Origin of the sequence: Rhizobium sp. R634, from assembly GCF_002211305.1 — a bacterium.
Classification (GTDB): domain Bacteria; phylum Pseudomonadota; class Alphaproteobacteria; order Rhizobiales; family Rhizobiaceae; genus Rhizobium.
The window spans coordinates 20,251-40,747 of the sequence record NZ_LOKW01000014.1; the positions used below are offsets into that span (position 1 = coordinate 20,251).

Sequence of the window (20,497 nt, forward strand, 5' to 3'; positions counted from 1 at the left end):
ATAGGTAGGTGGAAGACAATCAGCCGAAGCATGCCTCCCTGAGATTGCGGCCCACACCGCCTCAGAACCAATTCCCCCCTATTGCCAGCGCGCCGCCTTGCCCCTATTGTCGCGCCGTTCTCAGGGCGGGGTGAAAGTCCCTACCGGCGGTATGCAGTTTCGATTGCGAGCCCGCGAGCGCCTTCTCTAGGGAAGGGTCAGCAGATCAGGTGAGATGCCTGAGCCGACGGTCATAGTCCGGATGAAAGAGAACGCGCGTTCCTGCTGCCCTTGCCGGCAGCCGGTGAACGTTCGTGATCGCCTTGGGTGACGTGTCTGTACGCCAAAGGAGATTACCATGACACCCACCCGTTATGCCTTCGTCAAAGCCGGCTGGCACGCCGATATCGTCGACCGTGCGCTCGAAGGTTTCCAGCAGCTTATTCCAGCTGAGCAGATCGACGTTTTCGACGTTCCCGGCGCATTCGAAATGCCGCTGCTGTCGCGCGATCTTGCGGCGTCCGGCCGCTACGCCGCTGTCATCGCCGCCGCCTTCGTCGTCGATGGCGGGATCTACCGTCACGAATTCGTCGCCCAGGCCGTCGTCGATGGCCTGATGCGCGCCGGCATGGATACCGGCGTCCCGGTTCTGTCGGTCTCGCTCACCCCGCATCACTACCAGGAAACCGAGCACCACACGCAGATCTACCGCGCGCATTTCGTCGAGAAAGGCCGCGAGGCGGCCCGCGCCGCCCTGATGATCGGCAAGACGCGCGCCGCTCTTGCGGCCTAAGGAACTGCGCAACTGACGGCGGGACCAGCCCGCCGTCTTCTCCTTGCGAAGGGAAGAATTGATTCGACGCCTCGCCCGCGCTGTGGTCCACTCGACCCGACATGTATCGCCATTCTTAATGCGTCCAAACCTTGAGGGAGCTGAAGATGAGCAATGCAATGCGCAATGAAACCCCCACAGAATCCATCAGAACACGGCCCGCCGACACCAAGCTCGAAGTGGTGGTCATCCCCGTTTCCGACGTCGACCGCGCCAAACGTTTTTACGACGGCCTCGGCTGGCGGCTCGACGCCGACTTCGCCAATGACGCCGATTTCCGCGTGATCCAGTTCACCCCGCCCGGCTCCGGCTGCGCCATCATCTTCGGCAGGAACGTGACCGCTGCCGCCCCCGGCTCCGCCCAGGGCCTCTACCTCGTCGTCTCCGACGTCGAGGCCGCCCGCCGCGATCTCATCGCCCGCGGCGTCGCAGTGAGCGAGGTCTTCCACGACGCATCCGGCGTCTATGCCGGCAAGGACGAACCCTATCTCTTCGGGCGCCTGCGCATCGCCGGCCGCGATCCCGAGCATCGCAGCTACCGTTCCTTCGCCTCCTTCAAGGATCCGGACGGCAACGGCTGGCTGTTCCAGGAAGTCACCACCCGCCTGCCCGGCCGCATCGACGCCGAAGAAACGGCCTTCTCGACCTCGAGCGACCTGGCCTCCGCGCTCCGCCGCGCAGCCAGCGCCCACGGCGAACACGAGAAACGCAACGGCGGCCAATACGACGAGAACTGGCCGGACTGGTACGCCGAATACATGGTCAGCGAACAGGCCGGCCGGGAGCTGCCGCTATAGGCAGTGGCAGGATGGTCACCGCTGAGACTTGCGGATACAGGACGCGCTGTTGCGGCACGTCCTTCGAGGCTCCGGCCTCTGGCCTGCGCTCCTCAGGATGAGGAGCGTTGGAGAATGCCGCGCTGATAAAAGCAGGCGGAGGATATTGCGTCGGTTGCTCACGAGCGTCTTGATCCCGCAGCAGCCCGTCATTGAGGCGCCTGCCGCCAACGCCCCTGATTTGACGGCGCGGCACGCCCCAACGCCCCGAATTGAGGGCGCGGCACGCTCCAACGCCCCTCATCCTGAGGCGCGCAGGCCAACGGCCGGAGCCTCGAAGGACGCGCTCCGGCATCGCTCCTTGCGAGCACCCGCCGCTCACCGCTCGAATATATCCCGCCACTGCTTCTCGCCGATCAGGCAATCCGTCGCCGGCAGGCCGGCGATCTTCCGCACCTTTGCCGGCGGAGGAAGGCCGCTGATCTCCAGCACCAGCTTGCGGCGCACGGCGATGGCGAAATCCTCGATCTTGTGGACCGGCAGCACGAAGGCGCCGGGGCCGCCGATCACGCAATCGGCGTAATATTTGTCGAGCCCGCCCGGCGCATCGGAAGGGCGCAGCATGATGGCGAGGCCGTTGATGACCATGCCTCTTGCCACCGCCTTGTCGCGGGCGGGTGTCACCGGATCGCCTGAATTGTTCGGGCCGTCGCCTGAAATGTCGATCACCTCGCGCCGGCCCTGGAAGGGGCTGGTGACGATCATGCTGGCGCCTTGGTCGATCGCAGTCGAGATCGAGGTGCGCCGCTGGGTGGCGATCGGCCGGGCGCCGAGCTTGTCGGCAAAGGCGATCGCATCCGCTTCCGTCTCGATCACCTGCCAGTCGATCATCGAATCCTGGACGACGTAGCCAGCCCATTCGAAATAGCTGATGGCGATGCGCCCGGTGAGCCCGCTCTGGACCGCGGCGATGAATTCCTTGTGCTTGAGCGCCTCGACGTAACCCTCGCGCTGGATGCTGATCTCCTCGAAATCCATCGACCGCGAGGTGTCGACGGCAAGCACCAGCGTTACATCGACCTCGTTTACCGCAGCCTGTGCCGCCGGAGCGACACCGGAAAGACCCATGAGCACCGCAAGCGTCGTCAGCATCGGCAGATCCCCACGCATTCAAGCCGCGCAACTCTATCACAGCTTGGTCTGGGAAGGGTGCACCGGCACGCGCGCGGCTTCAATTTTCGGTGATGGAAAAGCGCTCGGCTCGCCATTTCGAGGCTGTCATGACCGCGGTGCCTCTGAGCTGGCAGCGCTTCCCTGCCTCAGCGCCAAACCCATGCCATCAATGCAGCGGCAGCCATAAGGGGCTTTTCCATGCCTTCAGCGCTTCGAGAAAGACCTGCAGGCGCAGCGGCAAAAACCGCCGGGTGGGATAGACGGCATGCACGAAGATTTCCTCCGATGACCAGTCCGGCAGCAGGCGGACGAGCTCGCCTTTGCGTATCTCTTCGTCGCAATAGGTCGAGGGCAGCAGCCCGATGCCGTGGCCGCGATAGGTGAAGGCGCTGACCGCGTCGAAATCCCGGCTGGAGACCGGCCCCGATACCCTGACGCCGATCGATTTCCGTCCGCTGACCAGATGCCATTCCGCTTCACCGTTGCGGCCGTTCAGGAGCACGCAGTCGTGATCCCTGAGGTCCTCCGGCTTCGAAGGAGGTGCCCTGCCCTTCAGATAGTCCGGGGCGGCAACGAGATACCGGACGCTCTTGCCGAGCCGCTGCGCGACGATGGAGGAATCCTTCAATTCGCCGAAGCGGATGCCGAGATCGATATTCTCGGCCACCAGATCGAGGAACAGGTTGGTGACGAAGAGATCGATCTGGATATCGGGATAGGCCTTCAGAAAGGAAGAGACGAATTCGTAAAAGGCTTCCTGCCCGAAGATGACGGGAACGGAGATCTTCAACAGGCCTTCCGGCTTTCTCTGCGTTTGCGTGAGCGCCTGCTCGGCATCGAGCAGATGGGCGAGCGGCTCGCTGCACCTGGCGTAGTAGGCTTGCCCCTGCGCGGTAAGACTGAGCTTACGCGTCGTGCGCTGGATGAGCGTCACGCCAAGCTGCTCTTCGAGCGACGTCACCTTCCGGCTGACGGTTGAAACGGGCATGCCGAGCGAGCGCGCCGCACGGCTGAAACTGCCGTACTGCGCCACTTTCACGAAAACAGCGATGTCGTTGAGATCGGCCATGTCGAGACCTTTGCATGAATGCAAAAGAGAATCCAGATATTTCCATCTAATCGCGCAATCGGGTTTTCGCCATATTCACCTTGCGAAAACAACCACAACCCGATGGCGGCGCGATCGCAGCGGCCCCATCTCGAGCGACCCCGCCTGTGCATGGCCCGCGTTGCCCGAACCAGATCAATGGAGTTCAACATGACCAAGCAAAAGACAGTCATCGTCACGGGCGCCTCCCAGGGTATCGGAGCCGGCCTCGTCAACGCCTTTGTCGAGCGCGGCTACAACGTCGTGGCCACCTCGCGTCAGGTCAGCACCTCGGATGCTCTCAAGGCTTCCGACAGGCTGGCCCTCGTCGACGGCGATATCGGCAACGCCGAGACCGCAGCGCGCGTGGCCAAAACCGCGATCGACCGCTTCGGCTCGATCGACGCGCTCGTCAACAATGCCGGCATCTTCCTGACCAAGCCCTTCATCGACTACACGATGACGGATTTCCGCAAACTCTCCTCGACCAACCTCGAAGGCTTCATCCACCTGACCCAGCAGGTCATCCGGCAGATGCTGGCCCAGAAGACGGGCGGCAACATCGTCAGCATCACCACGCCGCTGATCGACCATCCGATCGCCGGCTTCTCCGCCTCGGTTTCGATGATGACCAAGGGCGGCATCGACGCCATCTCGAAGAACCTCGCGATGGAATATGCAAGTGACGGAATCCGCGTCAACACGGTCGCTCCCGGCGTCGTCGATACGCCGCTGCACAAGGACAACCCGAAGGATTTCCTGAAGACGCTCTCGCCGATGGCAGGCATTTCCAATGTCGATGAGATCGTCGATGCGGTGGTCTTCCTGACCGAAGCGCCGCGGGTCACCGGGGAGGTGCTGCACGTCGACGGCGGCGCACATCTCGGCAAATGGTAAACCCGCTCGAAACGAAGGCAGCCGGTGCGGAACGCCGGCTGCAGGATCTCGGCATCGCCCTTCCCCCGCCGCCGACGCCCTTCGGCGCCTATGTCGAGGCGGTCAGGACCGGCAAGCTGGTTTTCTTCAGCGGCATGCTGCCGGTCGTCGACCGCAAGCCCCGCTATATCGGCCGCGTCGGCGGCGCACTGACTGCCGAAGACGGCCGCAAGGCGGCCGAGACGGCGACGCTGAGCGCCCTTGCCGCCGCCAGGGAATATCTCGGCTCGCTGGACAGGGTGGCAAAGGTCGCCAAGCTCGGTGTCTACATCGCCACCGAAGGCGATTTTCGAGACCATCCGAAGGTCGCCGACGGCGCATCGGAATTGCTGCTGCAGGTCTTCGGCGAAGACAGGCTCTCCGGCCGGGTCGTCCTCGGCGTCGCCAGCCTGCCGTTGGGTGTACCGATCGAGCTCGAACTCGTGCTTGAGGTCGAGGACTGAATGGCAAGGGCGCGCCGCGGCGCGCCCTGCATCTCACCCCGCAATCAACAGCAAGACATACGCGATCACGCTCACCATCAACCCGCGAAAAGCGAAGGTGACGCAGCGGTATTTGTTGCGGGCGATGGCGGAGAGGATGTTGGCGTTTTCGAGATACTGGTCGAAGAGGTAGCGCTCGTCGCGCCGGAGGGCGGCGTCGAAAAACATGTCGCGATGCTTCGGCCAGGCGCCCCAGAACAGCGAGGTGGACGTGCCGAGATGCCGCGGCAGCACGACGAGAATCGCCGACAGGATGGAAAAGACCGAGGCTGCGGCAAGCAGGCCGGAGAACAGCACGCTGCCCGACGTGCCGCCGGTATAACGCGCCAGGCTGAAGACCGCCCTCACCTCGCTGGAGCTGACCAGAAAGGCGAGCATGAAAGTAAAGATATAGGCAGCCTTTTGATCGGATATCTTGATCTGATCATAAAATATGTCGTTGATTTTCTTGATATGGTCAAAATACTCGGCGCTGACGTCGCCGCTCGACGGGTTGCTCAGCATAACGTCCGTGGCACTTTCGAATTCGCTCACCTGAATACTCCACCCTCAAAGTGTTTCCCTGATAGTACACTTTGGAACGAAAGCAAGAACACGTGTGCAACATGCTTGACTTTTCCACTCTACACGGACAAAGGGGAAGCGGGTATGGGGCGGAGTCATGCGCGGTTATTCCAATAACATCTGTCGCGTCGGGGTGGCGCTGGCGTTTGCAGTGCCCGGTTTCGGGCTGCCGGCGATGGCCGATCCCGTGCCGCGCGCAACGCCGGTCGCAGGCTCCGTCATCGCCCGCAAGACCGGCGAGGAAGTCCGTTTCATCGACGTGTCGGATTGGCGCGTCGTCGACATCAATCAGGATCTTCTGACCGGCGACGTGCTGCGCACCAATGCCAACGGCCAGCTCGCCATCGTCTTTTCCGATCACACCCAGGTCCGTCTCGGCCGCAATTCCTCGCTACAGGTCAAGAAGATGGCGGCGAGCGGCGACACGATCCTCAATCTGCAGTCCGGCACGATCTGGGCGCGCGCCGAGCGCGGCGGCCAGGGCCTGACGGTCGAGACGCCTGCGGCGGCGGCCGCCATCCGCGGCACCGACTGGACGATGACGGTCGAGGGCGCCAAGACCTCGATGATCGTGCTGGAAGGGCGCGTCGCGCTCTCCAACCCGCAGGGCAGCGTCGAGGTGAGCGAAGGCGAAGGGGCGGTCGCCACCATCGGCCAGGCGCCGACCAAGATCATCAGCGTCAATCCGGATGACCGCGAGCAGATGCTGTTCTATCTCGACCTGCGCGATGGCTTCGACCTGATGCCGACCTCGCCGCTGCGGGCCGACCGCATGGCCTCCGAGCGCCGCCGCTTGCTGGCGCTGCCGCCGGAGCGGCGCACGACCGAGGACTGGCTGGAGCTCGCCGAAGTGCAGAGCGCCTTCGACGGCCGCCAGGCCGCGGCCGCAACCTTGCAGAAGATCCGCGGCCGCAAGCTGACGGCGGCCCAGCAGGCGCGCGTCGACCTGATCGACGCCACCATCGCCGGCTCGGAGAAGCGCTATTCCGATGCCGCCAAGCTGTTCCAGAAGGCTCTGCCGCATCTCGACCCGACACGTCGCAACATGGCGCAATATGGCGGCTATTTCGCCCGCTCGCTCGCCGATCCCGCCCATGCCGAACCGCCGCCGGCCAATACTACCGGCCCCTATGGCGCGATCATGCAGGCCTATACGACGGGCTTCCTGAAGGACCCGCGCGCAGCGATCGAGATCATCAAGAAAGCCGAGCAGCGCTATCCCGACGATCCGACCCTGCCGGCGATCCGCGCCCAGCTGGCGGAACTCACCGATGACCGCGAGCAGATGAAGGAAGCGATAGAGCGCTCGCTGTCGCTCGACCCGGATCATCCCATGGCTCTGTCGGCCCGTGCCGGCTACAGGGCGACCTATGAAAGCGACATCGACGGGGCGCTTGCCGACCTTAACCGCGCCATCGCACTTGCTCCCGGCGCATCAGGCACGCTGAATTCGCTCGGCCTGCTGCAGAGTTCGCGCGATGCCAATGGCGAAGCGGAAAAGGCCTTCAAGAAGGCGATCGAGCTCGATCCGCAGGACCCGCTGCTGCGCGCAAACCTCTCGATCCTCTATCTCGACCAGGGGCGGATGAAGGAAGCCAAGCGCGAAATCGACACGGCAATCGCGCTTGATCCATCCTTCGATCTCGCTCTGCTCGCCCGCGGCCGCTATTACCTGCAAACCGGCGAGCGCGAAAAGGCGCTGCAGGACCTGCTGGCCGCCAGCACCGCCAATCCCGGCCATTCGCAGTCGCAGTTGATGCTCGCCGCCGCTCACTACGAAAAAGGCGACCGCATCCCCTCCCAGCAGGCGCTCGACAATGCCGACCGGCTCGACGACAACGACCCGGCAATCTCGGCCTTCCGCACTGCGGTCGATATCGACGATTACGACGCCGACGGCGCGATCCGCAACGCTCAGGAATACCTGCGCCGTTCGCGCGCCCGCGGCGGCGATTACGGCTCGCTCGGCGCCAATGCGAGCGCCGGATCGACGCTCAACAACGCCTTCCGCCTGCAGGGCCTGGATGCCTGGGGCCGCTATTACGGCGATGCCGTCTTCGATCCCTTCAAGGGCACCGGTTATATCGACCAGTCGATCAAGGGCAGCATCTTTCCCTTCGTCAACGCGACGAGCTTCAGCGACGACAACATCATCCAGAACCGCGGCAACGCGTCGAGCTACTCATCCTTCATCCAGGGCCTGCTGCTCTCTCCGCACATGCTGTCGGGCCGTTCGCGCTCGGCAACACTGTTCGACGTGCCCTTCATCGAAGGCTCGCTCGGCGGCGGCATCAACAGCGTCGACGGCCATACGAGACGTATCGGCGAGGCCGATATCCAAGGCTATTCCAACGAGACGATCCCGATCAGCTTCTATGGCAATCTGACCTGGGAAGAGCTGGCGCTCGATCGCGATTATCGGGATTTCGGCGGCGTTCAGACGGACAACAAGTTGCTGAGCGCCAACGGTTATCTGACCGCGACGGTCACGCCTGACGATCGCGTGGTGGCCTTCGTCAACCATGGCAAGAATGATGGAACGCTGAACGCGCTATCCCAAGGCTCGACACTGACTGATTTTCTCAACCTCTTGGGCTTCGGAGTTCGGACTGAAATCTCTTCGGAATATAGCTATCGACGCTCTATCAACGAGGCGACGAATGCCGGCCTAGGCTGGAGCCACACCTTCGGTTACGAAAACATATTGAACGGTGCCCTCCTCTATTCGGAGAGCAAGTCGCAAACGTCAAACTCCCTGCAGGTCGATGATGCACCGGTTCTAGGTCTGCCAGACCCCGACATTATTCCGTTCTTGGATGCAACCGAGGAAGTGTCTTCGAAGACCTATATCGGCGCTCTCAGCCACTCCATTGGCAGCGGACCACTGACCTGGCGGTATGGTATTGAAGGTGGCTGGATCGATGCCAGCACGACCACCTTCTCTCGCCTTCGGGAACTCTTCCCGCTCTTGCCGCTCATTCCCGAAACCACCGACGGCCCGGACACATTCAGCAACCGCATCAATATCGGCCGCGCCTATGTCGATGTGCTGCACGAAATCACCCCCGATCTCAAGGGCGAATACGCCTTGTTCGCCACGCGCCTGGAGGGTGACGGCATCGATGTCAGTCGGTTGGAGCCGCGCTTCGGCCTCGCCTGGACGCCGATTCAAAACCACTGGCTGCGCGCCGCCTTCGTGCGGCAAAGCTTCGACACCACCGTGCCGACCCTTGCCCCGATCGGCATACTCGGACTGCAGGCCAATCAATTTTCCAACAACCTGCGGGGTTATACGGATACGGTCGCCCTGCAGTGGGATGCCGAATGGACCGACCGCTTCTTCACTTCGGTCGAATACCAGCATCAGGAACTGCATGATTTCTCGGTCGATTTTCCGCTGATCTCGCTTCCCTCCGATACCAGCCTGCCGATCTCGCGCGGCAGGATCGATCGCGCTGCCGTCACCGCCAACGTGGCGCTCGGCAACGGCTTCGGCCTGTCGGCCACCTATGCCTATATGGATTCGGAAAACCGGGATCCGCTTGAGCCGATCTATGGCGGCCCTCTTCCTTTCATACCGCAGAATTCCGGGCAGATTGCACTGACCTGGGTCAACGAAGCCAAGGTCAAGACGACGCTCGCCGCCAACTATATCGGCGAACGCGACGGCGATCGGTTCGGCACCAAGCTCGACGATTACTGGAGCCTCGACGCTCACCTCGTTTGGGAGCCGTTCGACAAGCGCATCGAGCTGGAGGCCGCCGCCTATAACCTGCTCGACGAGGACTTCGAGATCACGCCCGGCGTGCCCGGCTGGGGCCGCGCGTTCAAGGGCACGCTCAAAGTCCGCTTCTGATGCGGGCGCAGGAGAAACCCCGGCAGGTTAGGCAGACCGGCAGCCGCCATCTCAGGCTCCTGGTGCTGTCGCTGACGACGCTGATCGCCATCTCGCTGCTGTCGCGCCTGCCCGCCTGGTCGCTGCTGGAGCTCAGAAGCTTCGACTATCTCTCGACCGTCGACGATCCCCGTCCGCCGCCCGGCGGACCCGTCATCGTTGCGATCGACGAACCCTCGCTGGCCGATATCAACGCGCAATGGCCCTGGCCGCGCAGCCTACATGCCGAGCTCATCAGCCAGCTGCGCGCCGCCGGCGCCCGCGTCATCGGCCTCGACATCATCATGGCCGAGCCCTCGAACCCGGATAATGACGCGGCGATCACCAGGGCCGTCGGCCCCGATATCGTGCTGGCCGGCGACGAAACGCTGATCGAGACGCCGCAGGCCTCGCAGCTGATCCGCGCGACACCGCTGCCGCAGCTGACGGAAGCAGGCGCCGTGACCGGCATCGCCTCGATTGATCTCAGCGGCGACGGCATCTTCCGGCGCATTCCGGGCTATGAGGACGGCTTTGCCGCCATGCTGGCCAAGGCGGCCGGCGTGGCTCCCGAAGCCCTGCCGGCCGGCCAACTCATCCAATCCTTCGGCCCGGCCCGCAGCTATCCCACCGTCTCCTATTACCAGGCGCTCGATCCGAAGGGCCTGCTGCCGCCGGATTATTTCAAGGACCGCGTCGTGCTCGTCGGCCTCAGCCTGCAGAATGCGCCGGCGATCGACAAGGGCGGCGTCGACGCCTTTGCGACGCCCTATACGGTGCATACCGGCAAGCTCGTCTCCGGCGTCGAGATCCAGGCCACGATCTACGACAATATCCGCCGCGGCCTGTCGATCGCCGAAGCCCGGCTGCCGACGGTCGCCGCCTGCATCCTGATATCGGTGCTGCTGGCCGCCACCACCGTCTGGCGCTCGACCGGATGGCTGACGATCGTGACCAGTGCCGCGGCCCTCCTCGCCTTCGCAGCCGTCAGCGCCGCCGGCATCCGGCTTGCCCATGTCTTCGTCTCGCCGCTCGGCCCGACCGTCGCCTATATCTCCGTCGTCTTCGGCCAGGCCGCTTTCGATTTTGCCGAGGAGCGCCGCAACAAGCGCCAGATCACCCGCGCCTTCGCCCAATATATCTCGCCCGATCTCGTCAAGCGCCTGTCGAACGACCCCTCGCAGCTGAAGCTCGGCGGCGAGCGGCGCACGCTCTCGGTGCTGTTCTCGGATGTGCGGGGCTTCACCACCATCGCCGAGACGCTGAAGGACGATCCGGAGCAGCTGACCGGCCTGATCAACCGGCTGCTGACGCCGCTCTCCGACGTGGTGATGGATCACGGCGGCACGATCGACAAATATATGGGCGACTGCATCATGGCCTTCTGGAACGCGCCGCTCGACGATCCCGACCACGCCCTCCACGCCGTGCGCGCCTCGCTTGCCATGCAGGCGGCGATTTCGAGGCTTAACGGCCAGCTGGAGCGGGAAGCGGCAGCGCTCGGCCGCAAGCCGCACGTCCTGAAGATGGGCGTCGGCATCAACACCGGCGAATGCATCGTCGGCAACATGGGCTCGACCCGCCGCTTCGACTATTCCTGCCTCGGCGACAGCGTCAACCTCGCCTCCCGCCTCGAAGGCGCCTCGAAGAATTACGGCGTCGCCCTGCTGCTCGGCGAAGAAACCGCAAGGCTGGTGGCCGCCGACTACACCACCGTCGAACTCGACCGCATCATCGTCAAGGGCCGCACCGTCCCCTCGCCCGTCTTTACCGTCGTGCACAAGGCCGGCGCCGCAGCGCTGGCGGCGCATCAGGCCTTCATCGAGGCGAAATATGCCGGCACGCTTGTGCCATCCGATGCCGTCTTCGACAAACTGGCTGCTGACATACCCGAGCTTGCCTCCTACTACGCGATCGTGCGGGATGGACTGACAGAAGGCGGGGAATGACGGCGCAGCAATTTGTCGCCACATGAGTTGAGCGCGGCACACTCCAACGCTCCTCATCCAGAGGCGCGCAGGCCGAAGGCCGGAGCCTCGAAGGACACGCCGCAGCGTTGCTCCTTGCATCCATAACCGCCAGCGCACCCGCCTCGCCCTTCGAGGCCCCTGCGGGGCACCTCAGGATGAGGCTCTCTTGAGCGCTGGCGGCATCCTCCAACGCCCGTTGTCATCGGTGCAGCATCCTCCAACGCCGCTACTATCGCGCGGCACACTCTAACCTCCCTCATCCTGAGGTGCGCAGGCCATAGGCCGAAGCCTCGAAGGACACGCCGCAACATTGTCCCTTGCATCCATCAACCGACAGCGCGCCAGCCTCGTCCTTCGAGGCCCCTACTCAGGGTGAGGCTCTCTTGGGCCTCGCCGCGGCATCCGCCAGATCGACGGGAGGAGATCGTTATGCGGCCCGCAGCATGGCAATCTCAGGTCCAACCACCGCGATAAACAATCCAGGATCGCCAAGAGCCCTCGCTGACAGCATCGCCCCATGGACCGAGGCCATCAGCATCTGGGCCTGCTCTTCCGGCCGCTTGTCTAGCCGGAACAGGCCCTGCTCTACGCCGGCCTGCAGCACCGAGGTCAGCCATGCCGCCAGCCCTTGGAAATGGGCGCGGACGCGTGAGGCCACCTCGTCGGGCAGCATCTGCATTTCGCTGGCGAGCATGGCGCAGACGCAGAAGGGCTGCGAGGCGTTTTCGATGCAGGAACGCCAGTAGTCGATGTAGAACTGCAGCTGATCGGCAGGGCTTGCGGCCTGCTCGCGCAGCGACTGCAATCCCGCCTGCGCCTGCCTAGTGTAGCGATCGACCAGCACCGCGACCAGCTCGGCCTTGGCAGGAAAATGATGGTGGATGCTCGCCTTGCGGATGCCGATCGCAGCCGAGATGTCGGCATAGCTGAAGCCGTTATAGCCACCCGCCACGATGAGCGACTGCGCGATATCGAGGATCTTCTCAGAGGTCGAAGCCGTTGATTTCATAGCGCCGCCTACCTTCTGGTAGGGGGATTGTCAAGCCCTGGGGCTTGGCTCTCCCGTCACAAGATGGTGTCCGCGAACCGCATTGACTCCTTTTCACTGCCTTCCTACTAGTAGGTAGACAAAACAAGGAGCCTGCCGATGCAAAAACAACCTTCGAACCAGTCCGACTGGCTACGATCCTATTATTTCACCCGCGCCGCATTTTCGCTCGTCTGGATTGCCGCCGCCATTCTCCTCGCCGGGCAGCCCGGCGCTGCGGCCTTGCTGTTGGTGATCTATCCCTTGTGGGATGCGCTCGCCAATCTGGTCGACGCCCGGGTCAATGGCGGCCTGCGGGCCAATCCGTCGCAGACGCTGAATGTCGCGGTCAGCACGGTCACGGCGCTCGCCGTCGTCATCGCGCTCGGCGTCGGCACCAATGCCGTCCTCGCCGTCTTCGGGGCCTGGGCGATCCTCTCGGGCCTGTTGCAGCTCTCTACCGGCGTCAGGCGTTGGCGCACCGAGGGCGCCCAATGGGTGATGATCCTGAGCGGCGCGCAATCCGCCCTTGCCGGCGGCTTCATGATCGGCCGATCGCTCGGCTCCGCCACGCCGACGATCCTCGATATCGTGCCCTATGCGGGCTTCGGCGCATTCTACTTCCTGCTCTCCTCGATCTGGCTTGCCGTCGCAGCGCGTCGCAAGGCGCATGCATAGGCGCTATCCGGTTCTTGCGGCGGCAAACTTGCCGCCGCCGGAGCCTGTATGCGGGCCATTCAAGATCTCGGCGATGCGCAAGATTTGCGCAAGACGATGACAGTCTTTCGCGCTATGAAGGGTGATCACAGTCCCCGCCCATAGACCCCGAGGTCACCCCCATGGCTTTGAACGTTCTCTTCATTGGCGGCACCGGCCAGATTTCCTATCCTTGCGTCGAACGCGCCGTTGCCGCGGGCCACCATGTCAGCGTCTACAATCGCGGCTTGAGGGATGCCGCCCTGCCCGCCGGTGTCACCTCGATCGTCGGCGAGCTGGGATCGAGCGCCTACGCCGATCTCGCCAAGGCCGGATATGACGTCGTCTGCCAGTTCATCGCCTTCACGCCCGATCAGGTTGCCCGCGACATCGGGGTCTTTTCTGGCCATTGCGGCCAGTACATCTTCATCTCCTCGGCCTCGGTCTATGAAAAGCCGCCGCGTCACTACGTGATCACCGAGGAGACGCCGGCGATCAATCCCTACTGGCCCTATAGCCAGGCCAAGATCGCCTGCGAGGAGCTGCTCAAGACGTCCGGCAATCTCGCCTGGACGATCGTGCGCCCCAGCCACACCGTGCGCACCGGCCTGCCGATCATGATGGGCGACAGCGACATCATGGCAAGGCGCATGCTGGACGGCGAGCCGATCATCGTCGCCGGCGACGGCCACACGCCCTGGACGCTGACCCGCTCGGTCGATTTCGCCGTGCCTTTCGTCGGCCTGTTCGGCAAGCAGGCGGCGCTGAAGGAGATTTTCCACATCACTTCCGACCGCGCCCATATCTGGGACGATATCCAGAAGACGATCGCAAGGCTGCTCGGCGTCGAGGCGAAGATCGTCCACGTGCCGACGGACACGCTGATCCGCTACAACGAGGAATGGATCGGCCCGCTCCTCGGCGACAAGGCCTGGACCGCGATCTTCGACAATTCCAAGGTCAAGCGCGTCGCAGGCGACTTCACCTGCGCCGAAAGCCTCGACGAGATCCTCGCCGACTCGATCATGCACCTCAAGCAGCGTCTGGCCAAAAGCCGGCCGCCGAGGGGCGAGATCGATGCCCTGATCGACAGGATTTGCGCCGAGCAAGGCGCTCTCGGTTAGACTGGAGGGCGACAGTGCGCCACGGATGCGCTATCGCCTCGCTTATCAAGGAATGACCGGCTGGAAATAATTTCGACGACGGCCGCCTACTCTATTTCTTCCTTACATTGATATTGACCGTCACGTCCTTGATCGTTCCTTCGCCGTAGGACACCCTCACCTTATACATATCCTTTCCGGAGTATCCGCTACTGGAAGTATAATATTCGGACACGCCAGGCGATTTCCGGGAGTTGCACCTGATCTGAGGGGCGCCTGTCGGATAATGTGAGAAGATCTTTTCGCTGACGAATTCCACCGATCCATGCGCGGGGGGCTGCACCAGCTTTATGCTCGGCATTGTCGCAGCGGTACAGTCTGCATTCAAATTGTAAGACTGGCCCATTTTTGTCCGCTCTCCACTCACGGCGCGACTATGATCCGTGGAGACTTGGACACCATCCTGGGTAGTCACGCATCCGGACAGACCCAAAGCTACGGAAAATAGGGAAATGAGAATATGGTTTGCTCTGAAAAATCGCGAGCCCGGCATTCTTCTTTCATCCTTTGGTTTTAATAATATTACAATTCACCTTACCCAACCGGCAGCTTATTGCAATGGCGCCGACCGTCCGGGGTGATCCGGCGGCAGGTGCCTTGTGCTTGCCCAGATGCGAGGTCTTGTCCGCCCGCTAAAGGTACAGCGCCATTCTCCGACGCCTCTGCATGGGCGCGGCATCCTCCAACGCTCCTCTGAGGCTCCCTTGGGCGCCGGCGCCCTGGCGGCCTGGCTATTCCCGTCGCCGCGCCTCCAGCGGAGCCTCCTGCCTGAAGCCGTCGAAACGGCGGCCGCCGTGCGAAGCGAGCTCGCGGTCGGCCAATGCGAGGAGCCGGCCGCCATCGCCCTGCGCCGCCAGCCTGAACGCAGCGTCGAAATCGTCCGCCAATTGCACATCGAGCCTGCGCAACAGGCGCGGTGCCCATTTGCCGCGGCCGGTCCATGCGCCGCGCCCGAGCAGTATCAGGTCGGCAAGCTTCTGGTGGAGAGCCGCGGCGATGGCAGCGATTTCTTCCGGCGGGCGGTCGCCGCGCAGGTCATCGGCAAGATCGGTGACCTGATAGCGCAGCATGTCGTAGCTTGCGCCGGCAAGCGGCTTCGGCCCTGCGGCCAGCACTTCCGCCGCCCTCGCCTGGATCAGGCGCGCACGCTCGCTCTCCGGCCCGACGATGCTGCCCGTTGCAACCATGTTGACCATGATGGGATAGCCGCTCTCGGCATCGGCATGAAGATAATGCGCCAGCGTCTCTTCATCATGGACGAAGGCCTCGACCGGAAAACCTTCTTCCGTGAAGGATTCCCGCCAGGCTCTTTCCAGCGACGGAAACACCACGACCAGGTCGATATCCGAGAAGGCGGTGCCCTCGCCGCGGATGATGGAGCCGGAGACATAGGCGAAGGCGGCCCCGGCATAGCGGCTGGCAAGGGCGCGGCGAGCGGCGGCAAGCGCCCGCTCGGCAACGATCTGTTTCTGGATATCCACGATCTCGTCCTCGAATGGGGAGACGAGCGGCAACAAAAAACCCGCTCGTTTCCGGCGGGTTGGTCTCGGCAGCAATGAATGGAATTCAGTTCACGCGTCCGCCACCCACCGCCCGGGCGGTGGTCGTAGACGACGTGGAGACTGCGAAATTCCTGCTCATGACTGCCAGCGTATCGTCCGGCCGCGGTAGCGTCAATCCGGCAAGAATGCTTCCCCGCCCCGCAGTTTTGCGTCTAAGATGACGCCAAGACTCGTCAACAGGAAGGCCCGCCCATGTCCGATCTCGCTACCGTCATCCCGCTTCCCGCCCCGGTTCTGCTGCCGGTGGATGGCCGGGACGATCGTTTTCCGGTGCGCCGCGTCTATTGCGTCGGGCGCAACTATGCCGACCATGCGATCGAAATGGGCCATGACCCGACGCGCGAGCCGCCCTTCTTCTTCCAGAAGAATGCCGACAATCTGCTGCCGGCAGGCAATGGATTTCCCTATCCGCCGCTGTCGAACGACGTGCATTACGAGGTCGAATGCGTGCTGGCGCTGAAGGCGGGCGGCGCGAACATCAAGGCCGAGAATGCGCTCGACTGCATCTATGGCTATGCCGTCGGCATCGATTTCACCCGCCGCGACCTGCAAGGCGAAGCAAAGAAGCTCGGCCGCCCCTGGGAGCTCGCCAAGGCCTTCGAACATTCTGCCCCGGTCTCGGCGATCATGCCGGCAAGCCGTCTCGGCCATCCCGCCGCCGGCCGGATCTGGCTGGAGCAGAACGGCAAACGCATGCAGGACGGCGACCTCAACCAGATGATCTGGAAGGTGCCGGAGATCATCGCCGAACTGTCCAAGCTCTTCGTGCTGGCGCCGGGCGACATCATCATGACCGGCACGCCGGCCGGCGTCGGCGCGGTTGCGAGGGGCGACCGCATCACCTGTGGCATCGACGGCGTGGCGACGCTGTCGGTCGACGTCGTGTGAGGAGAGGCCCATGCCCATCTACGCGCTTGGCGGACTGACGCCGAAACTGCCGCCCGCCGGCCTCCACTGGATCGCGCCGGATGCGCATGTCATCGGCGATATCGACCTCGGCGAGAATGTCGGCATCTGGTTCGGCTCGGTGCTGCGCGGCGACAATGAGAAGATCACCATCGGCGCCGGCACCAACATCCAGGAAGGCGTCATGGCCCATACCGACATGGGCTTTCCGCTGACGACGGGAGAAAGCTGCACCATCGGCCACCACGCCATCCTGCACGGCTGCACGCTCGGCGACAACGTGCTGATCGGCATGGGCGCAACCATCCTCAACGGCGCAAAAATCGGCAACAACTGCCTCGTCGGCGCCAATGCGCTGGTGACGGAGGGCAAGGAGTTTCCCGACAATTCGCTCATCGTCGGAGCGCCGGCGCGTGTGGTGCGGGTGATGGATGAGAAGGCCGTCGAGGGCATCAGGCGCTCGGCAGAAAATTATGTGAAGAATTGGCAGCGCTTTGCGCGGGATCTGAAGCAGATAGGTTGATTGGCGGAGGTTTCTCTCCGGGAATATATCCTCCATCTGCCTTTCGCTTGCCGCTCAAGGCGCTCGTCGCTTTCGCTCCTCACCCCCCTTCATCTGCCCTAACGGGCATCTTCTCCCCGTTGGGGAGAAGAGGCAGCAAGCCGAGGGCTTCGCGTCACAGAGGATCCGCTCGAGAAGGGCGAGACGCCGCTTCGATTCCGCTTCTCCCAAGCGGGGAGAAGATGCCGGCAGGCAGATGAGGGGGTGAGCGACGCGAGGAGCGAGTGCCCTGAGCCCAAGCGAAGGGCAAGATAGGCACACCACAATCACCCCTCACCACACACCCGGAACCCACCGCCACCGCACCCGATCCATATATTCCACATATCCCTCGAGCCCCCGGCGCAATTCCATCTCCTCCCCGAGCGTCCGCCCGAACAAGACGACGACCAGCAGCCCCGCGGGGATCAGCGCATAGAGCGAGCCGAGCGAAAGCGCCATGCCGGCGGCGAGCACGATGGCGAAGGCATAGCCGGGGTGGCGGATGACGGCATAGGGGCCGGTATCGATGACCTTGTGGTCGCGGTCGGTCTGGATGCGCACCGTCGGCTCGAAATGGCGGTTGACCGATTGCGCCCAGGTGAGGCCGAGGTAGCCCGCCGTCATCAGGATATAGCCGATCAGCACGACCCAGCCCGGCTGCGGCGCCCAGTGGAAGCGCCCGTCGTCGAAGGCGCCGACCGGAAGGATGGCGGCGAAGAGGATGATTGTCAGCGTCGCAACCACGGCGTCCCAGGGCTTGGTGCCCTTCTGATATCGGCTGCGCGCCGCAAACAGATCCGGATTCGAACGCCAGATCCAGACGATCGCGACTGCCGTCAGCGCGATGAAGAGACCGAGGAAGATCCAGCCGCGTGGCCAGTCGAGCCTGCCGGCCGGCCAGAACAGCGCGGCGAACATGATGATGACTGTTATGGCGAGCGAGCCGAGCGAAGGCGCGACGGCCTGGCCGAACCGGGTCTGCTGCTGCGTCATGACCGTTCTCCGCACCCGCGGACGCGCCCTGCTGCCGGCAGATCTCGTCCGGGTCTAACAGCCCCAGGCCGGATTTAGGAGGTGAAAGCCGCGCAGCAAGCCGCTAGCATCCCAGAAAATGACAGGCTTACTCGGCCGCTTCCAGAAACTGGCTCGCCCCCGACGAGGCGGCGAGTGCACGAACCCTCGCTTCGGTCTTGGCGATCAGCTGATAGAATTCGTCCTGCGCCTCGACATCCAGCTGAATGACGGCGTTGACGTCGTCGGGCGTATCGCAGACACAGGCGACCGCCGAAATGGGACAAATGCCGCCGGGGTAACGCTTGCCGGTACCGGTATAGGCGCGGCGGCCCCAGCGCTCGGAATAGACCGTTTCCTCCCGGTCGAGATGGAGGATCGTTCCCTTGCAGGCGGTCACGATGGCTGCCTTGCCGTAAGCGAACCAGTGATAGTTGAGCTTGCGGAGAATATATTTGCCAGTGATGTCTTCGCCGGCGAGCTCGGCCGGGTTTTCTATCATTCGGATCATGACAGGGTCCTCAACATTTGAGCAATATCTGTCATCTCTTCTTGCGCCGCAAGTCGAAAAACGCTGCTTTTGTAGGGACTTAGTCACAAAGTGTTTCTGATTCTTACATCTTGCACGCGTCAAGCAGCGAATCGGACATGCAATTCTTCGTCGAATTTAGTCCAGCCGCACCCGGTTTTAAGCTTTTCCGAAGCGTGGCCTATGCCTCTCTTGCGATTTTCTTCTCAGAACCGATATGTCTCCATGACGGTCCGCCTTCGCCAATCCGGGAAGCTGCCGGCAGGAGATTTCATGGTCGACGCGATCAAACCCATCACCTCCACCGCCGCATCAGAACCGACCAGGATCGGCATCAGCACGTCGATCGACGCCGAGCCCGACAATGCCTGGGTCGCCGCCCGCCAGTCAGAGATCACCGCCGATCAGCTGGCATTCAAGAGAGCCGCCGAAAAGGAAGCGGCAAACGATCTCATCCCGCATGCCGATCTGCTCGTCGATGACGAGGAGGCGCAAAAGCGGCGCAGGCATGCAGCATCGGAAGACGGCGAACAGGCCGGCGAGCAAGCGGAACGACCCTTGCTATCAGGCGAAAGCGAGCGGATCGGCACCCGCAATTTCGACGACGACACGCCTTTCGGCGAGCGCACCGCCATCATCTGATGCAGCGACGGACCATCAGTTCCCACTCGCCAACTGAGCCTCGATCGCCGACTTGTCGATCACCGACCAGACCTCGACGATCCTGCCGCCGCGAAATTCGTAGATCACGTTCTCGGCGAAGGAGATGCGCCTGCCGTTGACATCGAGGCCGAGAAACTGTGCCTTCGGCCGGCAGTCGAACTGGAGCCGGCAGGCGAGATAAGGCGGATCGGCAACCAGCATCAGCACATTGAAATGAAGATCGGGAATCTCGTCGAAATCCCGCTCCAGCATGGCGACGTAACCTGCAAGCCCGAGCCGCCGGCCATTATGGACCGCGCCATCATCGACGAACCGGCCGAGATCCGCCCAGTCCTGCCGGTTGAGGCAGGCGATGTAGCCACGGTAGGTGTCTTCGAGCTCGGTTTTGGTCACGGGCGCGCTCCTGGCTTGCCGACAGCGTCGCGGCAGAGATAGCGCCGAAATTCGCGCCCACCAGCGGCGAGTACGCCCGAGCGCGAGGCGATCGTCTAGGTTATAAGGGCAGACCATCTCCATCCGCCGACGGTAAATCTGTCGGCGACGTTAGCCCACCCACCCTTGTATCTGCACGTTAGAGATTTTGTGCGATGGAAGCGATTGCGCCTCTGGCCGGGTGGCCACCCGGCCAGAGGCGTGACGAAGTCGCCCGCCCTCCCTCCGGTTACAACCGTGAATGAGCCTGGGATCTTCGTCATCGTCACGTACGACCGAATAGTCGCTTGG

Annotated in this window: 19 protein-coding genes and 1 riboswitch; of the genes, 11 read left to right on the forward strand and 8 right to left on the reverse strand. The window is 63.1% G+C overall.

Annotation, left to right across the window (positions count from 1 at the left end; all coding sequences use genetic code 11):
• Positions 1-112: 112 nt before the first annotated feature.
• A riboswitch (FMN riboswitch) is annotated at positions 113-257 on the forward strand.
• Between the two features lie 80 nt (positions 258-337).
• Both ATY77_RS17310 and ATY77_RS17315 read left to right on the forward strand, forming a co-directional pair.
• Positions 338-772, forward strand: coding sequence for a 6,7-dimethyl-8-ribityllumazine synthase (locus ATY77_RS17310; RefSeq protein WP_088688312.1), 435 nt, complete (start codon positions 338-340; stop codon positions 770-772).
• Positions 773-918: 146 nt separating this feature from the next.
• On the forward strand, positions 919-1,608 hold the full coding sequence (locus tag ATY77_RS17315) for a VOC family protein (RefSeq protein ID WP_088688313.1): 690 nt from the start codon (positions 919-921) through the stop codon (positions 1,606-1,608).
• A gap of 357 nt (positions 1,609-1,965) precedes the next feature.
• On the opposite strand, the gene ATY77_RS17320 is transcribed toward ATY77_RS17315, so the two are convergent.
• Together ATY77_RS17320 and ATY77_RS17325 are read right to left on the reverse strand one after the other, a co-directional pair.
• Complete coding sequence (locus ATY77_RS17320) at positions 1,966-2,739, reverse strand: DUF1194 domain-containing protein (RefSeq protein ID WP_088688314.1); 774 nt, start codon at positions 2,737-2,739, stop codon at positions 1,966-1,968.
• A gap of 187 nt (positions 2,740-2,926) precedes the next feature.
• Positions 2,927-3,829, reverse strand: coding sequence for a LysR family transcriptional regulator (locus tag ATY77_RS17325; protein WP_088688315.1), 903 nt, complete (start codon positions 3,827-3,829; stop codon positions 2,927-2,929).
• A 189-nt stretch (positions 3,830-4,018) separates the two neighbouring features.
• Here ATY77_RS17325 and ATY77_RS17330 point away from each other — a divergent pair, with 189 nt between their 5' ends.
• Both ATY77_RS17330 and ATY77_RS17335 read left to right on the forward strand, forming a co-directional pair.
• Positions 4,019-4,744, forward strand: coding sequence for an SDR family oxidoreductase (locus ATY77_RS17330; protein ID WP_088688331.1), 726 nt, complete (start codon positions 4,019-4,021; stop codon positions 4,742-4,744).
• Positions 4,738-5,226 carry a RidA family protein gene (locus tag ATY77_RS17335; RefSeq protein WP_088688316.1) on the forward strand — a complete coding sequence of 163 codons (489 nt, stop codon included), beginning with the start codon at positions 4,738-4,740 and terminating at the stop codon, positions 5,224-5,226. Before ATY77_RS17330 ends, ATY77_RS17335 begins: the two co-directional genes overlap by 7 nt.
• 33 nt (positions 5,227-5,259) lie before the next feature.
• Here the strand turns inward: ATY77_RS17335 and ATY77_RS17340 are convergent, their stop codons facing one another.
• Positions 5,260-5,799: a Pycsar system effector family protein gene (locus ATY77_RS17340; RefSeq protein ID WP_088688317.1), complete on the reverse strand. Its 540-nt coding sequence runs from the start codon at positions 5,797-5,799 to the stop codon at positions 5,260-5,262.
• A 127-nt stretch (positions 5,800-5,926) separates the two neighbouring features.
• Here ATY77_RS17340 and ATY77_RS17345 point away from each other — a divergent pair, with 127 nt between their 5' ends.
• Positions 5,927-9,685 carry a FecR domain-containing protein gene (locus ATY77_RS17345; protein WP_088688318.1) on the forward strand — a complete coding sequence of 1,253 codons (3,759 nt, stop codon included), beginning with the start codon at positions 5,927-5,929 and terminating at the stop codon, positions 9,683-9,685.
• Entirely contained in the window at positions 9,685-11,652 is a 1,968-nt protein-coding gene (locus ATY77_RS17350; protein WP_088688319.1) for an adenylate/guanylate cyclase domain-containing protein, read from the forward strand. Before ATY77_RS17345 ends, ATY77_RS17350 begins: the two co-directional genes overlap by 1 nt.
• A gap of 448 nt (positions 11,653-12,100) precedes the next feature.
• Here ATY77_RS17350 and ATY77_RS17355 read toward each other — a convergent pair whose 3' ends face one another.
• Complete coding sequence (locus ATY77_RS17355) at positions 12,101-12,682, reverse strand: TetR/AcrR family transcriptional regulator (RefSeq protein ID WP_088688320.1); 582 nt, start codon at positions 12,680-12,682, stop codon at positions 12,101-12,103.
• Between the two features lie 138 nt (positions 12,683-12,820).
• Here ATY77_RS17355 and ATY77_RS17360 point away from each other — a divergent pair, with 138 nt between their 5' ends.
• The gene (locus ATY77_RS17360) at positions 12,821-13,378 is read left to right on the forward strand and encodes a DUF308 domain-containing protein (RefSeq protein ID WP_088688321.1); all 558 of its coding nucleotides are present in this window, start codon (positions 12,821-12,823) and stop codon (positions 13,376-13,378) included.
• A 161-nt stretch (positions 13,379-13,539) separates the two neighbouring features.
• On the forward strand, positions 13,540-14,520 hold the full coding sequence (locus ATY77_RS17365; protein WP_088688322.1) for an SDR family oxidoreductase: 981 nt from the start codon (positions 13,540-13,542) through the stop codon (positions 14,518-14,520).
• A 770-nt stretch (positions 14,521-15,290) separates the two neighbouring features.
• On the opposite strand, the gene ATY77_RS17375 is transcribed toward ATY77_RS17365, so the two are convergent.
• Positions 15,291-16,043 (reverse strand): nucleotidyltransferase domain-containing protein, encoded by a 753-nt coding sequence (locus tag ATY77_RS17375; protein ID WP_088688332.1) that lies wholly within the window; start codon positions 16,041-16,043, stop codon positions 15,291-15,293.
• Positions 16,044-16,313: 270 nt separating this feature from the next.
• Here ATY77_RS17375 and ATY77_RS17380 point away from each other — a divergent pair, with 270 nt between their 5' ends.
• Together ATY77_RS17380 and ATY77_RS17385 are read left to right on the forward strand one after the other, a co-directional pair.
• Positions 16,314-17,009 (forward strand): fumarylacetoacetate hydrolase family protein, encoded by a 696-nt coding sequence (locus tag ATY77_RS17380; protein WP_088688324.1) that lies wholly within the window; start codon positions 16,314-16,316, stop codon positions 17,007-17,009.
• 10 nt (positions 17,010-17,019) lie between these two features.
• Positions 17,020-17,550 carry a gamma carbonic anhydrase family protein gene (locus tag ATY77_RS17385; RefSeq protein WP_088688325.1) on the forward strand — a complete coding sequence of 177 codons (531 nt, stop codon included), beginning with the start codon at positions 17,020-17,022 and terminating at the stop codon, positions 17,548-17,550.
• Positions 17,551-17,862: 312 nt separating this feature from the next.
• On the opposite strand, the gene ATY77_RS17390 is transcribed toward ATY77_RS17385, so the two are convergent.
• Both ATY77_RS17390 and ATY77_RS17395 read right to left on the reverse strand, forming a co-directional pair.
• Positions 17,863-18,564, reverse strand: coding sequence for an isoprenylcysteine carboxylmethyltransferase family protein (locus tag ATY77_RS17390; protein WP_088688326.1), 702 nt, complete (start codon positions 18,562-18,564; stop codon positions 17,863-17,865).
• A 127-nt stretch (positions 18,565-18,691) separates the two neighbouring features.
• Positions 18,692-19,093, reverse strand: a complete 402-nt coding sequence (locus ATY77_RS17395) for a hypothetical protein (protein ID WP_088688327.1) — start codon at positions 19,091-19,093, stop codon at positions 18,692-18,694.
• A 291-nt stretch (positions 19,094-19,384) separates the two neighbouring features.
• Here ATY77_RS17395 and ATY77_RS17400 point away from each other — a divergent pair, with 291 nt between their 5' ends.
• A complete protein-coding gene (locus ATY77_RS17400; RefSeq protein WP_088688333.1) occupies positions 19,385-19,753 on the forward strand; it encodes a hypothetical protein in 369 nt (122 codons plus the stop codon).
• Between the two features lie 15 nt (positions 19,754-19,768).
• On the opposite strand, the gene ATY77_RS17405 is transcribed toward ATY77_RS17400, so the two are convergent.
• Positions 19,769-20,167 (reverse strand): ester cyclase, encoded by a 399-nt coding sequence (locus tag ATY77_RS17405; RefSeq protein ID WP_088688328.1) that lies wholly within the window; start codon positions 20,165-20,167, stop codon positions 19,769-19,771.
• Between the last annotated feature and the right edge of the window lie 330 nt (positions 20,168-20,497).

What these genes read in the sequence shown, in the direction of transcription:
- ATY77_RS17310 (WP_088688312.1), top strand. Translation starts at nt 338, where the DNA reads ATGACACCCACCCGTTATGCCTTCGTCAAAGCCGGCTGGCACGCCGAT.
- ATY77_RS17315 (WP_088688313.1), top strand. Translation starts at nt 919, where the DNA reads ATGAGCAATGCAATGCGCAATGAAACCCCCACAGAATCCATCAGAACA.
- ATY77_RS17320 (WP_088688314.1), bottom strand. Translation starts at nt 2,739, where the DNA reads ATGCTGACGACGCTTGCGGTGCTCATGGGTCTTTCCGGTGTCGCTCCG.
- ATY77_RS17325 (WP_088688315.1), bottom strand. Translation starts at nt 3,829, where the DNA reads ATGGCCGATCTCAACGACATCGCTGTTTTCGTGAAAGTGGCGCAGTAC.
- ATY77_RS17330 (WP_088688331.1), top strand. Translation starts at nt 4,019, where the DNA reads ATGACCAAGCAAAAGACAGTCATCGTCACGGGCGCCTCCCAGGGTATC.
- ATY77_RS17335 (WP_088688316.1), top strand. Translation starts at nt 4,738, where the DNA reads ATGGTAAACCCGCTCGAAACGAAGGCAGCCGGTGCGGAACGCCGGCTG.
- ATY77_RS17345 (WP_088688318.1), top strand. Translation starts at nt 5,927, where the DNA reads ATGCGCGGTTATTCCAATAACATCTGTCGCGTCGGGGTGGCGCTGGCG.
- ATY77_RS17350 (WP_088688319.1), top strand. Translation starts at nt 9,685, where the DNA reads ATGCGGGCGCAGGAGAAACCCCGGCAGGTTAGGCAGACCGGCAGCCGC.
- ATY77_RS17355 (WP_088688320.1), bottom strand. Translation starts at nt 12,682, where the DNA reads ATGAAATCAACGGCTTCGACCTCTGAGAAGATCCTCGATATCGCGCAG.
- ATY77_RS17360 (WP_088688321.1), top strand. Translation starts at nt 12,821, where the DNA reads ATGCAAAAACAACCTTCGAACCAGTCCGACTGGCTACGATCCTATTAT.
- ATY77_RS17365 (WP_088688322.1), top strand. Translation starts at nt 13,540, where the DNA reads ATGGCTTTGAACGTTCTCTTCATTGGCGGCACCGGCCAGATTTCCTAT.
- ATY77_RS17380 (WP_088688324.1), top strand. Translation starts at nt 16,314, where the DNA reads ATGTCCGATCTCGCTACCGTCATCCCGCTTCCCGCCCCGGTTCTGCTG.
- ATY77_RS17385 (WP_088688325.1), top strand. Translation starts at nt 17,020, where the DNA reads ATGCCCATCTACGCGCTTGGCGGACTGACGCCGAAACTGCCGCCCGCC.
- ATY77_RS17390 (WP_088688326.1), bottom strand. Translation starts at nt 18,564, where the DNA reads ATGACGCAGCAGCAGACCCGGTTCGGCCAGGCCGTCGCGCCTTCGCTC.
- ATY77_RS17395 (WP_088688327.1), bottom strand. Translation starts at nt 19,093, where the DNA reads ATGATCCGAATGATAGAAAACCCGGCCGAGCTCGCCGGCGAAGACATC.
- ATY77_RS17400 (WP_088688333.1), top strand. Translation starts at nt 19,385, where the DNA reads ATGGTCGACGCGATCAAACCCATCACCTCCACCGCCGCATCAGAACCG.